Annotated in this window: 15 protein-coding genes and 1 tRNA gene; 9 read left to right on the top strand and 7 right to left on the bottom strand. The window is 57.8% G+C overall.

Translation table 11 applies throughout. The features are described from left to right. Positions 1-56: 56 nt before the first annotated feature. Complete coding sequence (locus tag SOM39_RS00905) at positions 57-635, bottom strand: energy transducer TonB (RefSeq protein WP_068852777.1); 579 nt, start codon at positions 633-635, stop codon at positions 57-59. A 224-nt stretch (positions 636-859) separates the two neighbouring features. Further along, on the bottom strand, positions 860-1,492 hold the full coding sequence (locus tag SOM39_RS00900) for an energy transducer TonB (RefSeq protein ID WP_095362875.1): 633 nt from the start codon (positions 1,490-1,492) through the stop codon (positions 860-862). 115 nt (positions 1,493-1,607) lie between these two features. Here SOM39_RS00900 and serS point away from each other — a divergent pair, with 115 nt between their 5' ends. Next, positions 1,608-2,888: a serine--tRNA ligase gene (gene serS / locus SOM39_RS00895; protein ID WP_320457208.1), complete on the top strand. Its 1,281-nt coding sequence runs from the start codon at positions 1,608-1,610 to the stop codon at positions 2,886-2,888. Between the two features lie 153 nt (positions 2,889-3,041). Here the strand turns inward: serS and SOM39_RS00890 are convergent, their stop codons facing one another. Beyond that, the gene (locus tag SOM39_RS00890; RefSeq protein WP_320457207.1) at positions 3,042-3,629 is read right to left on the bottom strand and encodes an FMN-dependent NADH-azoreductase; all 588 of its coding nucleotides are present in this window, start codon (positions 3,627-3,629) and stop codon (positions 3,042-3,044) included. Between the two features lie 124 nt (positions 3,630-3,753). Between SOM39_RS00890 and SOM39_RS00885 the strand changes: the two genes are divergently transcribed. The 7 genes from SOM39_RS00885 to SOM39_RS00855 all read left to right on the top strand — a co-directional run bounded on the left by SOM39_RS00885 (position 3,754) and on the right by SOM39_RS00855 (position 10,492). Continuing rightward, positions 3,754-4,746, top strand: coding sequence for a LysR family transcriptional regulator (locus SOM39_RS00885; RefSeq protein WP_068854691.1), 993 nt, complete (start codon positions 3,754-3,756; stop codon positions 4,744-4,746). A gap of 78 nt (positions 4,747-4,824) precedes the next feature. After that, positions 4,825-4,914, top strand: a tRNA-Ser gene (locus SOM39_RS00880). An 86-nt stretch (positions 4,915-5,000) separates the two neighbouring features. Beyond that, positions 5,001-6,464, top strand: coding sequence for a site-specific integrase (locus tag SOM39_RS00875; RefSeq protein ID WP_261996942.1), 1,464 nt, complete (start codon positions 5,001-5,003; stop codon positions 6,462-6,464). 103 nt (positions 6,465-6,567) lie between these two features. Continuing rightward, positions 6,568-6,942 carry an H-NS histone family protein gene (locus SOM39_RS00870; RefSeq protein WP_261996941.1) on the top strand — a complete coding sequence of 125 codons (375 nt, stop codon included), beginning with the start codon at positions 6,568-6,570 and terminating at the stop codon, positions 6,940-6,942. Positions 6,943-6,998: 56 nt separating this feature from the next. Next, complete coding sequence (locus SOM39_RS00865; RefSeq protein WP_261996940.1) at positions 6,999-7,673, top strand: hypothetical protein; 675 nt, start codon at positions 6,999-7,001, stop codon at positions 7,671-7,673. 666 nt (positions 7,674-8,339) lie between these two features. Further along, a complete protein-coding gene (locus SOM39_RS00860) occupies positions 8,340-9,449 on the top strand; it encodes a hypothetical protein (RefSeq protein ID WP_320457206.1) in 1,110 nt (369 codons plus the stop codon). 77 nt (positions 9,450-9,526) lie between these two features. After that, the gene (locus SOM39_RS00855) at positions 9,527-10,492 is read left to right on the top strand and encodes a hypothetical protein (RefSeq protein WP_320457205.1); all 966 of its coding nucleotides are present in this window, start codon (positions 9,527-9,529) and stop codon (positions 10,490-10,492) included. Between the two features lie 12 nt (positions 10,493-10,504). Here SOM39_RS00855 and SOM39_RS00850 read toward each other — a convergent pair whose 3' ends face one another. The 4 genes from SOM39_RS00850 to SOM39_RS00835 form a co-directional block, all read right to left on the bottom strand. Beyond that, on the bottom strand, positions 10,505-11,335 hold the full coding sequence (locus SOM39_RS00850) for a hypothetical protein (protein WP_261996937.1): 831 nt from the start codon (positions 11,333-11,335) through the stop codon (positions 10,505-10,507). Positions 11,336-11,433: 98 nt separating this feature from the next. Beyond that, entirely contained in the window at positions 11,434-12,081 is a 648-nt protein-coding gene (locus SOM39_RS00845; RefSeq protein WP_320457204.1) for a DUF4113 domain-containing protein, read from the bottom strand. Between the two features lie 35 nt (positions 12,082-12,116). Continuing rightward, positions 12,117-12,485 (bottom strand): response regulator, encoded by a 369-nt coding sequence (locus SOM39_RS00840; RefSeq protein ID WP_320457203.1) that lies wholly within the window; start codon positions 12,483-12,485, stop codon positions 12,117-12,119. Then, the gene (locus SOM39_RS00835; protein ID WP_261996929.1) at positions 12,475-13,617 is read right to left on the bottom strand and encodes a two-component system sensor histidine kinase NtrB; all 1,143 of its coding nucleotides are present in this window, start codon (positions 13,615-13,617) and stop codon (positions 12,475-12,477) included. Before SOM39_RS00835 ends, SOM39_RS00840 begins: the two co-directional genes overlap by 11 nt. A 128-nt stretch (positions 13,618-13,745) precedes the next feature. Between SOM39_RS00835 and SOM39_RS00830 the strand changes: the two genes are divergently transcribed. Continuing rightward, the gene (locus SOM39_RS00830) at positions 13,746-14,153 is read left to right on the top strand and encodes a response regulator (protein WP_320457202.1); all 408 of its coding nucleotides are present in this window, start codon (positions 13,746-13,748) and stop codon (positions 14,151-14,153) included. The last annotated feature ends 50 nt before the right edge of the window (positions 14,154-14,203 follow it).

Below are 14,203 nucleotides of genomic sequence, written 5' to 3'. Positions count from 1 at the left end.
AAAAGGAGCCGACCCGATGGTCGGCTCCTGCTCCCCCGCCGTTTTACAGATGAGGGTTACCGCTGCTCAGTGCGGAAGTCCACCGGCACGCGTACCACGCTGGCCACGGCGCGGCCGTTGTGCATCGCCGGTTCGAACTTCCAGTCACGCACGGTGCTCAGCACCGCACGGTCCAGGTCACGGTCACGACCGCCACTGCGCTGCACGATATTGGCGTCGGTCACCTGGCCGCGCGGGTCAACGTTGAGGCTGGCAATCACGCTGCCTTCCACGCCACTACGCAGCGCGGTCCGCGGATACACAGGCTTGGCGTTGCTGCTCAGCGGGCGCGCATCGCGATCGCGAACGACGGGAGCAGCACGACGCTGCGTGGTGGCAGGCGTAGCTTCACGGTTGGCCGGGGCCGGCGTCACCGCCACCGGCGTCTCGGTAGCAGGTAGCATGCGTTCCCCGACCGGGGCGCTGGCACCTTCATCGGGGTTGGCATAGCGCAGCCACACCAGCGCGGCGGCGAACATCGCGACGATCAGCGCGATCCAAAGCAGCGGGGAGGTGCGGCGGCGGCCCGGCTCGTCAATGATGTCGCGCTGCTGCTGCGGCGACGTAGGCATCTCGTGTGCATGGGTAACACTCATGGCGGACTCCTGGTGTCGAGTTGACGACGCCAGTCTTGCCTGAGCCGGGTTGCGGGTGTGTCACCGATGCGTCAACGCCACGAGTGCATTCCCGTTGAGGTTCAGCATCATGAGCCGGACCTTTACGTGGAGTTCGCGCGGTCTTCAAGCGTGTGCCCACTAACAGTGGGCACCTACCAGTGGGCACGTACCGGTGGCACCTGTGGGCACCTACCCGCGCAATATCATTGCGCCTTGAAATCGAATGGGACTTCGATGCTGCCCGGCACCGCAACGCCGTTGCTTTGCGCCGGCTGGAAACGCCATCGGCGCACGGCATCGCTGGCAGCGCGATCCAGGTCGCGCGAGCCGCTGCGCTGGATGATGGTGACGTTCATCGGGTAGCCGGTCGCGTCCACATCCACGCGCACCACCACGCTGCCTTCCACGCCGTTGCGCAGGGCGGCAGGCGGGTAGGTCGGTGGCGGCGACTGGTCGGCAATCGGCTGCGGGCGGTCGCCGGCGGCCATCGCCACGGGGGCGGTTTCCGGCGCGGCAGCGGCCGGGGCGGCCGGCGCCGGCGGCGGAGCGGTTTCGACCAGCTGCGGCTTCTCGTCTTCCACCGGCAGCGGCTTGGCGTCAGGCATGTCGCTGGATCCGGCCGCGGCGGGCAGGGGTTCGGGCAAGGGTTCGACCTGGGCCACTTCCTGGGGGGTCTGCGCGGGGCCGGCCTTGTAGAAGTCGTTGTTGCGGTTGCCCAGCCACACGGCCAGGAACAGCAGCACGCCGACGCCAAAGGCGATCCCGGCGATCATGAGGCTGCGGCGGGGCAGCTGGAAGGTGATGTTCTTGCCAGACGAGGAACGGGAAGCGGACATGAGCCATACCATGGTGAACTCCCCGATTCTGCCACGCCGGGAATGAACCGGGCGGCAGAAAAGCCGATTACAGGCGATAATCCCCCTCCAGACCCGCACTTACCGCCCAAACGCCATGCTCGATCCAGCCCTGCTCCGCCAACAACCCGCCGAACTCGCCGAACGCCTGCGCTCCTTGCGCGGTTTCGAGCTGGACGTCTCCGGGCTGGAGTCGCTGGAAGCCGACCGCAAGCGCATCCAGATCCGTACCCAGGAGCTGCAGAGCCTGCGCAACAGCCGCTCCAAGGCCATCGGCCAGGCCAAGGCCAAGGGCGAGGACGTCTCGGCGATCATGGCCGAAGTGGCCGCCTTCGCCGACGAGCTCAAAGCCTCGGAAGTCACCCTGGACGAGCTGCGCGAGAAGATTGAAGCCATCGCGATGGGCATCCCCAACGTACCGGCAGACGATGTCCCGTACGGCAAGGACGAATCGGAGAATGTCGAGCAGAAGCGCTGGGGCACCCCGCGCAGCTTCGATTTCCCGGTGCTGGACCATGTCGAGCTGGGCGCGCGCAACCAGGCCCTGGACGGTGAAGCCGGCGCCAAGCTGTCCGGTTCGCGCTTCACCGTGCTGCGTGGCCCGGTCGCGCGCCTGCACCGCGCCCTGGCCCAGTTCATGCTCGACCTGCACACCGGCGAGCACGGGTATGAGGAAACCAACGTCCCGGTCCTGGTGAACCCGGAATCGCTGCGTGGCACCAGCCAGCTTCCCAAGTTCGAAGACGACCTGTTCAAGACTGCTGTCGGCGAGTCGACCCGGTATCTGATTCCGACCTCGGAAGTGTCGCTGACCAACATCGTGCGCGATGAGATCATCGAGGCCGAGCGCCTGCCGTTGAGCATGACCGCCCATTCGCTGTGCTTCCGCGCCGAAGCCGGCAGCGGCGGCCGCGACGTGCGCGGCATGATCCGCCAGCACCAGTTCGAGAAGGTCGAGCTGGTCACCGTGTGTGCCCCGGCCGAGAGCGAAGCCGAGCACCAGCGCATGACCCGCTGCGCCGAAGTGGTGCTGGAAAAGCTGGGCCTGCCGTACCGCAAGGTGCTGCTGTGCACCGGCGACATGGGCTTCTCGGCCATCAAGACCTACGACCTGGAAGTGTGGCTGCCCTCGCAGGACACCTACCGCGAGATTTCCTCGTGCTCCAACTGCGGCGACTTCCAGGCGCGCCGCATGCAGGCGCGCTGGCGCAACCCGGAAACCGGCAAGCCGGAACTGGTGCACACCCTCAACGGCTCGGGCGTGGCCGTGGGCCGCGCAATGATCGCGGTGATGGAGAACTACCAGAACGCCGACGGCAGCATCACCGTACCGGATGCGCTCAAGCCCTACATGGGCGGCCTGGAAAAGATCGCGTAACGAAAGAACCCGCCGAACGGCGGGTTTTTTTTGTGGCTGCTATCAAATAGAAACGGCCCCGCAAAGCGGGGCCGCAGGGTGGGCCGGATGGGGGAGGGGGAATCCGGCCCGGGCAGGGCGTCCGACGAGGACTCAACGCCTGCCCTGGAACACTCAGGCTTCGGCCAGTTCTTCGAACTCGGCGGCCGGCAGGCTGGCCAGCGCCGCAGCAATGGCTTCCTCGCGATGGGTCGGCGAATACGCAAGGCCTTCGGCACGCACGAATTCGACATTGGTGATGCCCATGAAGGCGAACACCTGGCGCAGGAACGGCTCCTGGAAGTCGGCCGGCGAATCGGTATAGATGCCGCCGCGCGAACTGGCGATGATCACGCGCTTGCCACCGGCCAGGCCGACCGGTCCATTCTCGGTGTACTTGAAGGTGCGCCCGGCAACCGCCACGCGGTCGATCCACGCCTTCAGCGTCGAAGGAATGCTGAAGTTGTACATCGGCGCGCCAATGACAATCACGTCTGCGGCAAGGAAATGCTGCATCACCGCTTCGGCATCGGTGGCTTCGGCCGCATCCACCTGGGCCAGCGAACCACTACTCAAATGGGGAATGGGATTACGATCGAGATCGCGGTAGGTTACATCGAGGTTCTCAACGGTCTCATTGAACCGTGCGACCACGGCCGCAGACAGCTGGCGGGAAACCGAGTTGTCGCCCAGCACGCTGGCATCAATGTGAAGAAGCTTCATGGCAATCACCTGTATCCGGGGAAGGGCGGTCAAGGCGCCGCCGACGGAAAGCAGGTTAGGTTGTTGCGTCGCTGGGATAAAGGTGGTTGAATACCACGTATTGTTCTATATCTGGAACTTCGGTATGCACGACCTCAACGACCTGTACTACTTTGCCATGGTGGTGGACCACGGTGGCTTCGCCGCGGCCGAACGCGCCCTGGGCATCCCCAAATCCCGTCTGAGCCGCCGCATCAGCCAGCTGGAAACCGACCTGGGCGTGCGCCTGCTGCAGCGCTCCACGCGCCGCTTCGCGGTGACCGACGTCGGCACCAGCGTGCATCGCCACGCGCAGACCATGCTGGCCGAAGCCCAGGCCGCCCGCGAAGTGGTGGACCGCCTCAGTGCCGAGCCACGCGGCCTCGTGCGCGCCAGCGTTCCGGTCTCATTGGCGCAGATGCAGCTGCCCAAGCTGCTGCCGAAGTTCCTGGCCCAGTACCCGAAAGTGCGCCTGCAGCTGAACATCAGCAACCGCCGCGTGGACATCATCAACGAAGGCTATGACGTGGCCCTGCGCGTACGCTCACGCCTGGACGATGACGGGAGCCTGGTGATGCGCAGCTTCGGCCAGGTGCAGGAACTGCTGGTGGCCAGCCCGAAATATCTGGATCGCGCCGGCCGCCCGAAAGATCCCGATGAACTGGCCAACCACGTCACCCTGAGCATCAGCGAAGACGAGGCCCGCCAGCGCTGGGAGCTGCACGGCCCGGAGGGCGCGGTACGCCGCGTGGACCTGCAGCCGCGCGTGGCCGGATTCGACTTCCCGCTGCTGCAGAGCATGGTCAAGGACGGCTTCGGCATCACCATGCTGCCCGAGACCGTCTGCGCCGACGCCGTGCGCAGTGGCGAGCTGGAAGTGGTGCTTCCGGAATGGTCCCTGCCGCAGGGCATCTGCCACGCCGTATTCGCCTCCCGCCGCGGCCTGCTGCCGGCGGTACGGGTGTTCATCGACTTCCTGGCCGAGCATCTGCCACCGCAGCTGGAAGCGTCGCGCCTGGACTGCGGCGGCGCCTGCGAGCGGGCCAAGGAAAAGATCCGCGCCAGCGCCTTGGGCGCCCTGGCGGTAGACGCCGGCTGACGCTGTCGGGGTCGGCCTTGGGTAAACCCGGCCGACCATGCGAGAATACGCGCCCGGCCCGGCCGGCGCGCGACATCCGGAGAGATGGCCGAGCGGTTTAAGGCACCGGTCTTGAAAACCGGCGAAGGGTCATTCCTTCCGTGGGTTCGAATCCCACTCTCTCCGCCAGATCATCGCAAGTAATTGATTTATATGATTATTTGCATGATTTGATTGATTGTTAAATGGGACACAAGTCGGGACACATCTCCCGCATGCGCATCCCTCACAATCTCGTTCGAGCTGCCTCTGGCCACTACTCTTTCCGTCAGCGTGTTCCGGGTGATCTACATGCAGTTGTAGGTCTCAGGCTCATCAAACGCGCTCTAAACACTGCCGACACTAGCTGCGCTCGTATGCGCGCAACCGTTCTCGCGTCAAGCTATGCTCAGGCCTATGACTTGCTGCGAGAAAGAAGTGTGGAGAAGTTCGGTAAAAAGGATCTGGAAGATCTTGTTGAGCGGCTGAGCAAAGGTGCAGGTCGAAATGATCTCACTCTGCATCGGACTCAAGCCGCTGATGGCACGATCACAGAGCGGTGGCAGATGGATAGCGAGGAAGACGTAAAGCTCTTCCGTCAGGCGCAAGCCCAGGCGAATGCTGCGGAAGTCGCAGCAATCGGCGTCCTTGATCCCACTCCCGTTCGGCGGACACACGCTTCTCGACCCCAAGTCACCGAAACCATTAGCCTCGAGAAGGCTCGCGATGCGTGGCTTGCAAGCATCAAACCGCGCACGCTACCCAAGACCTACACGATCAAGCTTGCAGCGGTGGAATCGTTGGTTTCATTCCTCGGGCCGAAGTCCAAGCTCCACACTGTGTCCCGACCTGACCTGGCGCGCTGGTATCAGCACCTTCGCGACAACGGTGCATCCACGCCCACGCTCACGAACAAGCAAAGCTATGTAGGCGGAAAGGGCGGCTTCTTCGATTGGTCAATTGCGTCAGGCTTCTACCCGAATGGCGATAACCCTGCCACAGGGCATGTTAGCTATTCGCTCCGCGAGAAGCGGGCGCGCAGGAAGCTTGGTTTTAAAGCATATGACCATGAGCAGATCCAGACGATCTTCTCACCCAGCAACTTTGAAAAGCTCTCACAAAACGCCAAATGGGCCTCGCTGATCGGGCTTTACACTGGTGCTCGTGCTTCTGAGGTGGGCCAGTTGCTGGTGACAGACGTCTTCAATGAAGGGAAATTGGCTTGTATCCGAATTTCGGATGAGGGTGAAAATCAGAAGGTGAAGACCGAGGTCAGTCTTCGCACTGTGCCTCTGCATCCAGCTTTGATTGAACTAGGCCTTCTTGTTTGGGTTGAGCACCGACGAGCGGCAGGACATAAGCGCCTGTTCCCCCAAGCCAAAGGCACTGCTCTCAACGGGCAAGGAAATTGGATCACCAAGGCATTCAGCCGGCACTTGTCTGTCATTGGCAAAGACTGGCCGAAGGCTAAGCGTGGCTTCCATTCGTTGAGAAAAACCTTCATTCAAGAGTTGCAAGGACTTGGTGTGTCTTCTGAACTTCGCGCTCAAATTGTGGGTCACGAGCTCGATGATGAGCACCATGCGACCTACAGTAGGGACTTCACTGCCGCCGAAAAGCTCAATGGTATGGGTAAGCACTCGCCCGGCCTTGCGGCGCTGAATTACAAGTTGAGGCTTGGTCCAAACTCAATGGATTGAGCTATAAGATCAGTTCAGAACGTTGCCAGCTTTATGCTGGTTCGATATGATCCGGATGCATCCCGAATTCCTTTGATCAACCTAAGAGTGCAAACGAATGGCAATGACTTACGCAGAAATTCAGAAGAAAGAGAAAGAACTTCGTGAGGCTCTGCAAAAGCTTGAGCAGGACAAGGAGAAGTTGCTCGCTGCCGAGGCAACGAAGCACTTTGAAGACATCCACGGCAAGATGTCTGAGTTCTTCCAGCACTTCACTGCCGAACAAAAGGCTGAATTGAAGTCGTTCTTCCCGTCTGACAAGGTTCGCGGAGCGAAGAAGGGCGGTAAGCAGTCTCAGGAAAAGGGCAGTGTGCAGCCGAAGTATGAGCTGCCGACCGGTGAAAAATGGAGCGGTCGTGGCCGCACCCCGATTGCCTTCCAGGAGTGGAAGAAAGCCAACCCGGATCACGAATATCCGGCATACCCGCACAAGTCCTGATGTCTCATTGAACCTAGGAAAGCCGGCAGCAATGTCGGCTTTTTTATATGCCGAGAATGACAAACGAGAAGGCTGAGGAAGAAGGCTTCAAGAACGCCTTGGAGTCGATCTTTGCAGATCAGGATAAGCGCGATGAGTTATTAGAAAGCCAGGACTATGCATCAGTGCGCAAGAAGCTTCATGAGATGAGTGGTGATGCTCTATTCACGCTATCAATGACGTCGTTCTTCCTTGGAATCACCAGTAGTGCTTTGCGAGAAGCCCGAAAGAAATATGATGATCCTTTCTTCCTGTCCAAAAGCCACACAGCTCGCAAAGATCAGATATTGCGATGGTGGGCAACGGTCTTAAAGAAAAAGAGCGGGGTAGAAGAGGAAATCGAAGGCAGCGCTGGACTCGATCTTCGTCCCAGCCCAAACCTCTTTATCGTCTTCAAAGACAAGATTACCGGCAGGCCGGTTGTTCTTTGCAATAGCCTGATCACCTCTGTCTCAGACGAGCTCTTGTCAGATACCTTACGGACTGGATGTCGTATCGTCGCCCTTACGCCTGAAAAGGCAATTGAGAAGCCCTGGGCGATGCATGAAGAAAAGGCTGCTTACATAGAGGCCTACCGGAAACATCTTGAAACCAAGCACCGGGAGAAGCTTCTATGGCTGGATCGAGAGCAGGCGCAAAGCAAAGCGATTGCTGATCGGGCTGAGCTTGATGCTTCAACGCCGAGAAGCTAGTTGCACCTACCCAAGTTCTTCTGGTTGACACTAGGTGTGACGGAATTATAAATAAATAAGTTATTGCCAATTCTGGATTCTCTGTTTTGCTGGTTCTAACTCAGCAAGCCGGGAGATCCAGTGCGGTATAAGCGAGATCAGAAATACCATGCAAGAGAGCGGCATCTATACGCTCTCAAGTTTAAAAGTGGGGCAGTCTACATCGGCCAGACGGTTGATATGGAACGCAGGCGCAAGGAGCACGAGTCAATCGCTGGTGGTTGGCCTCGCGCTTTCGAGTTCCAGCACCTATCGACGATTCAGGGCACACAGCTTGAAGCTGAGGATCACGAGAGAGCCTGGCGCTATGTCGCAGCCTCACAAGGGCATCAAATCTTTGCCAAGCCACCTGGCATAGTCGTGGATTGCAGACGTCAGCAGACGCCTAACAGCTTAAAGCTCGCGAAGACCCTGCCATGGCCTGCTGCAACAAAGGGCTTCTGGTCAGTGGTGATAGACACTCTCTCACAGCTGCTCGGTCGCTAGACCCCGCTGTTACACAAGCAGAGGGTAAGGCGTTATCCTCGCCTGATGCTAACCGTCCTCCACCCCGAGATTTACCACCAGGTCTTGAGCTTCCCCATTGGCATGATGGCAGCTCCTGATCCTGATGGAGGTAGTCCCTTCTTGATCGTCAAAGCGACGAAGGAAGTCCTTCTAGCCGCGAAGCTTAGTGGCTTTTTCAAGGTGTATGTGTGCCCTGCGGACCTTGGCGGACGAGAGACGCTAGCTTTGGTCTTCGCGTTCTTCGACGACGAAGACGAACCATTTATCATTCGCACACCTCTGGTCGATGACGTCGAGAGTCGCCAGCTGTTGGCGGCGTTGACGAGTCCTTCCGTCAACGTCCATTTCTTCGATGAGCATGGACGAGAGTTCTTGGTCTACGAAGCCGAGATTGATGTCCCAGACGTCGCCAAGAAGCACCTGGATGGGTTGAAGCTGCTTGGGTCGGACTTCGTCGAGGCTCAGAACATGCTGCATGGAGTCGGCGACTGGTTCGGCCTTCGAACCCCCCAGGACGATGAAGAGGCGCTGACAGTCAAGCTGGTCCACAACTCGTTTGGGGAGAGCCTCGCGATACAAGATGCTCGGTATCCGCTCCATCAACACCATGGGGCTAAGGGATACAGCATCTCGATGTTGGAGCGGGAAGAGCCTGGGAACTTTCAGGAAGAAGACATCATCAAGTGCTTGGCGATGTGCTTTCCCCAAAGCCTGATCTACCACGGACCACTACGAACAACTGATAAGGAAGAGATTTGTGACGTCTTGGTGGTGACAGATGATCGAGTGCTCATCATCCAAGCCAAAGACAGTCCGAACGTTGAGCGCATCGCAAAGCAGAAGCTCAGTCGGAAGCAAACCAATGCGATGACCGCTTTCAAGAAAGCTGTGGCACAGGTTCGGGGTGCACAAAGTTACATCAAAGCAGGGAACGGAACGCTTCGATACATCCTCAACGGCGAAGAGAAGTCAATCGATATCAGTCAGAAGCAGCTCTTTGCGATCACGATCATCAAAGAAGTCTTTGAGCGAGAGAGCGAAGAATACGCGAAGATCCTCAATGTGCTGATGGTGGAGCGCAGCATCCCTTGCTACGTGATCTCTTATGGCATGTTCTTTGAGCTCTGCTATCGAGTCCATGACGCTGACAAGTTCTTTCAGTTTTCAGAAGAAATGGTTGAAAGCATCAAGAATCTTCAAGACCTCCCTGTGATCAACTTCCACTCCTAGTCCACTTTAGAGGCTATCCTTAATCTTCTGGGAAGTTTTTTCAGTTCTTTTGAACTTACAACTGGTGGGGGTGGGCTGTGGCAGACTGGCTTGGCGAAGCATTGGAGACGGCGAGAGACCCGTTCGCCCTGATCGTTAAAGGACCCCGCGTCCTTGCAGAATGGATGGATCAAAGACGCGAGAAGCGATACCAAGAGTTCATCGATGCGGCACGCGTAGGAGATGTTTTTCCTGAGAATGCGGAAGCCATGACTGCTGAGGATTTGGTAGCAATCATGCGATCCCTCGAACAGGACATGGAAGCAGAAAAATCTGTTCTTTATGGTCGTCTTGCACGAACTATTGCGCTTGGGCGAATAGTGTTGTCAGAGCGGCGGCATTTCATCAAAGTCCTACGCGAGTTGAGCTTTCACCAAGTCGAGCAGCTCAGAAGCGCACATGTGTCCACGCTCTTCAATCTCCATCCGGATTCTGGTAGCGGAAGGATGGTGCCAAAGGACTTCCTTGCATCACTTGTTGAGCATGACAAGCTGCAAATCGAGCAGTTGGGCCTGTGGGCTAAAGACAGTCTGTCGCCCACAGGGAAGCGCTTGGTTGAAGCTTGTTACTTGAAGGATGAACTCACGCCCCAGGCCATCGGTGCTCGTGAGTGGGTAGATGGGATGCTCGACATCATCTGCAACGAAATCGGCGAAGGAGAATGCTCTCGATTTATTGATGAGGTGACGATGGTTGGGCACGGGCGCTTGGTCAAGGTTAGAAATCAGGCCGCTTTCCGATCCAACAACACGATTTCTTCGTTGTTTCCGGCATCGATGGCCGTGCTTCTATATTTTGATCCTTCCAAGCTTACGAGCCAGTGGAAATTTGTTGAGGAGCGCATTAGGCCTGGGACAGAGGTGGTCACCGCATCTTTTGATGACGGTTCATCTCGCGAACCTACGCTTTCAAGCTATCGCCACTTCAACCTGGCAAGCGGTATTCCCATCGTGGCATCCGAGATCATTGACCATTTTCTTGCCGCTAAGTCGGGCGAGCGGTGATCAATGGAGCATCTATGGAACTGGATTCATCACAGAAGACTCCCATTCCTTAGAAAGCTCTACTAGCGCTTCGTGTGCCGTGAGAAGGTCGTCGTGAGCCTTCTTCAAGTGGGGAATGATCTCCTTGAGTTTGATGGGATCCTGAGTCCCAATTCCCCATGAAAAGGAACCATCAGCATGCTTGGTCCACTCAGTGTGCTCCGTCAGCCCAATGACGAGCTGGCGAGGCGCGCCGTGCTGAAAGCTGTTCCGGAAGTGTCCGCTTGCCTCGTTGAGTTCCTGGGCCTCAAGGAGGGTCAGCTTCTCTGCTAATTCCGGCCACGCTTTCCAATTCTCAGCCACGGACTTTGCAACCTTCATGGTCACATGGGTGCTGCCGTCCCAGCCCAGGGGCTCATCAATGAGAGCGTTGATGAGTGCGCCACACTCGACCGTGGCGTAGATCATTTGCCCTCGGATTGCCTGCGTTGCCGAGATAGCGAGATTGGCAAGCGGCTCAATGTGCTCAATCGCAAGCGAAAATACTTGCTCGTGTTCCAGTCCTTCGATCACCAGATCCCATGCTTCAAGCTTGCGTATCATCTGACCAAAGCCGTTGATCTGGTTTGCAATCTCTCTCATTGCTCTCGACAGGGCATTGTCGAGCACCATCGCTGTCCCTGGGATGCTTTTAGCGTTTTCAAAGGGCCGGTGATAGCGTGCATGCTTAAACTTCGGCATGTGATGTTTGATGCCCAGGAACATCTTGTATCTGGCAACTTGAAAGCTGTCATCCCCTTTTAGCTGAGAGTCAATGTCATTCAGCACTAGGTTGCGAATACGGAAGCGTTCCATGTCATCCATCGTGAGCACCTTATGGTATTGGGGTGGGGCCTATCGGACCCGTTGCCGTCATCGGGAATCTGTGATCGAGGCAGACATCGACCGTTCTCAGGTTGATCTTATCTCACGCGAATGAGCTGCTTCCAATCCGTCGTGTAAGCCGGCGAGAGCATGTCCCTCTTGACTGACCAAGCGGGCTTTTCAAGCGTCTTGCCCTTGGGTCTCCATGCCGTGGAAGCAAAGCCCATGGAGCCCCGGCCGAACTTCTGGTTGGTCCGGTCCATCACTTCCATAATGGCCTTGCTGCGCTGGTCGATCCCTGCAAACAGATCCCCCTGCTGGACATCCGTGTGGCTCAGATCAAGCAAGCTGACACCTGCTTTCTTGTAGCCGTAACCCTGACGGAACATGGCCTTGGTCAGCCCCTGGGCGACCATCAAAATTTCCCTCGTGTCCGCAGAGGGCATCAGCAACCGGAACGACTTTGATGGATTGTATTGCGGCAAATGTTGCTTGAAAGGGTTCGTCTGGATGAACACCCAGACACCCGCTGCTTGCAGCTGCCTTGAACGAAGCTTCTCGCAAGCCCGTTGGGCAAAGGTGGCAATGGCTTGCACCAGCTCGGTTTGTGACGTGATGTCTTTGCCAAACGTGCGAGACACCATAATTTCTTTGCGTTGCGGCTCGTGTTCTTCGAGTTCTGCACACGAGATGCCCTGCAATTCACGCTGCGTGCGTGCCATGCCATGTTTGGCAAGGACATTCATAGCTCTAACAAGCTGAGCAAGGTCGCCGTTAGGGTCTACGACAGCTGCTCGTGGATTGCCGTGATGAGCTGTTTGAAGCGATAGGGCTTGGGCAAAAATCGCACAGAGGCGGGAATAGGGGGAAGCTGGGACCGTTGTAGGCCAGACACCAACAATACCCGGGCACCCGGCTGTGTTTCAGCAACCTGTGCAGCCACATCCAGGCCCGAAATCCCGCCAGGCATGCTCACATCGGTCACAACCACGGCGTATTGCGTTTTACCTTGAAGGTAAGCAACTGCTTCGACGCCATCAGACGCAGAGGTGACCGCGAACCCTTGATCTGATAACGCCTCAACAACTACCGTGCGGAGGTCGGCTTCGTCTTCTACGAACAATACGTTGATCGGCATATCAAGGCTCATGGATGGGGAAGCAGAGCACGATCCGGGTGCCTTCGCCCGGGGCGCTGCTAAGTTGGGGAAAACCACCAGACTGCGTGGTGAATCCAAAAACTTGGCTAAGTCCCAGTCCGCTACCCCGTCCTACCGGCTTAGTTGTGAAGAACGGCTCGTAAACGCGAGCCTGGTGAGCGATTGGGATGCCCTCGCCATCATCCTCAACGGTTAAGCAGACGTGCTGCTCGAGGGCGCCATTGGCTGAGGCAGGATCACGCGCTTCCCTTGCGCCTGTCGAAATCGTAATTGTGCCGCCGTTGGGCATCGCGTCTCGGCTGTTGCATACCAAGTTCAGCACCGCCGCCTCTAGTTGTGCCTTGTCGACAAATACGCAGGGAAGATCCTCATGGAGGTCGAAGACCAACTTGACAGCCTCTCCCGCAGAGCGCTCTAAGATTTCTTGGGATTGACGAAGGGAGGCAGTCAAATCCAAGCGCTCAGGAGATAGCTTTTGGCCTCGGCCGAACGTTAGCAACTGCCTAGAGAGAAGCGCGCCACGCTCCGCCGCGCGCAGAGCGGTCTCAATCAGCTTGGCAGCGGGCCCGTCTTTGACACGCACGCTAATGAGATCAAGGCAGTTGACGATGATGGTCAATAGGTTATTGAAATCATGGGCCAACCCAAGAGTCAGCTTCCCAATCGCTTCCATCTTCTGCGCTTGAAGAAGGCTATGTTGGACCTGCTGCAACCGCTCTTGAGCGTCATGCCGCTCGGTGATGTCGCGAGTCACCTTGGCGTATCCGACCAAGACGCCATCGACCCAGATAGGGTCGATCACAACGCTCGCCAAGAAGCGGGAACCATCCTGGCGAACCCGCCACCCATCTTCGATGCATCGCCCCTCAGTAGCTGCCGTCCGGAGATTGCGCTCGGGCACGCCGGCTGCGGCATCGTCGGGCAAGTAGAAGCGAGAGAAGTTCGTCCCAATGACGTCTTCGGCGGTGTAGCCCTTGATTCGCTGTCCGCCAGGGTTCCAGGTCCGGATTACGCCATCTGTGTCAAGCATATAGATTGCATAGTCGGTGACGGAGTTGACCAGAAGGGCGAACTGCCGGGACTCGTCATTGAACACATCTTTGGGGTGCTGCAACTCAGTCACGTCTATCCTCCCCGAGATCGCTTCACCCTAAGGGAGAGTTTGTAAAGAAATCGTAAAAACCGTACGTCGTGCGCACTTTGATGCCCTCTTTACACAACTAAACGGCTCCGCCTTCAAACTAGGGCTGCATGGAAAAACGCAAAGCGCGAGAGGGTGGCCTTATGGCAGACGGACTTGGAGGAGTGAGTGTGTTCTTGGTCGAGGATGAGCCGAGCTTGATGTATGTGCTCGAGGAATCGATCAAGAGCTTGGGCTACGCCGTCGGAGAGAAGGCAGAGTATCTACCGGAGGCACTAGAGCGTGCGAAAAGCATCGCGTTTGATGTCGCTATGCTCGACGTCAATTTGCATGGTCAAGAGTCGTTTCCTGTTGCAGACGTTCTCGTGGAGCGTGGAATTCCGTTTATCTTTACGACGGGGTTTGGGAAGACCGCCCTGCCTGAGCGGTTCAAGCGCGCTCCGGTGATGGAGAAGCCGTTCCGTCTCAAAGACATCCATCGCGCGATCACTGAGCTTCAAGAGAAGCTCTCCGCCTGACCCCCGCTTCTGGCTTCGCCTCGCCTTCACCCCGACATCGCCTCGCATCG

It is taken from the genome of Stenotrophomonas sp. CFBP8994 (genome assembly GCF_034044835.1).
In the GTDB taxonomy this organism is placed as follows: domain Bacteria; phylum Pseudomonadota; class Gammaproteobacteria; order Xanthomonadales; family Xanthomonadaceae; genus Stenotrophomonas; species Stenotrophomonas rhizophila_A.
The sequence above is the reverse complement of the archived record's forward strand: the minus strand, read 5'-3'. Positions and strand labels throughout refer to the sequence as shown.

Bases quoted from the DNA above. Each gene is read 5' to 3' on its own strand.
- SOM39_RS00890 (WP_320457207.1), bottom strand. From the start codon at position 3,629: ATGAAGCTTCTTCACATTGATGCCAGCGTGCTGGGCGACAACTCGGTT.
- SOM39_RS00840 (WP_320457203.1), bottom strand. From the start codon at position 12,485: ATGAGCCTTGATATGCCGATCAACGTATTGTTCGTAGAAGACGAAGCC.
- SOM39_RS00850 (WP_261996937.1), bottom strand. From the start codon at position 11,335: ATGGATGACATGGAACGCTTCCGTATTCGCAACCTAGTGCTGAATGAC.
- SOM39_RS00885 (WP_068854691.1), top strand. From the start codon at position 3,754: ATGCACGACCTCAACGACCTGTACTACTTTGCCATGGTGGTGGACCAC.
- SOM39_RS00865 (WP_261996940.1), top strand. From the start codon at position 6,999: ATGACAAACGAGAAGGCTGAGGAAGAAGGCTTCAAGAACGCCTTGGAG.
- serS (WP_320457208.1), top strand. From the start codon at position 1,608: ATGCTCGATCCAGCCCTGCTCCGCCAACAACCCGCCGAACTCGCCGAA.
- SOM39_RS00830 (WP_320457202.1), top strand. From the start codon at position 13,746: ATGGAAAAACGCAAAGCGCGAGAGGGTGGCCTTATGGCAGACGGACTT.
- SOM39_RS00845 (WP_320457204.1), bottom strand. From the start codon at position 12,081: ATGAATGTCCTTGCCAAACATGGCATGGCACGCACGCAGCGTGAATTG.
- SOM39_RS00875 (WP_261996942.1), top strand. From the start codon at position 5,001: ATGCGCATCCCTCACAATCTCGTTCGAGCTGCCTCTGGCCACTACTCT.
- SOM39_RS00900 (WP_095362875.1), bottom strand. From the start codon at position 1,492: ATGTCCGCTTCCCGTTCCTCGTCTGGCAAGAACATCACCTTCCAGCTG.
- SOM39_RS00905 (WP_068852777.1), bottom strand. From the start codon at position 635: ATGAGTGTTACCCATGCACACGAGATGCCTACGTCGCCGCAGCAGCAG.
- SOM39_RS00870 (WP_261996941.1), top strand. From the start codon at position 6,568: ATGACTTACGCAGAAATTCAGAAGAAAGAGAAAGAACTTCGTGAGGCT.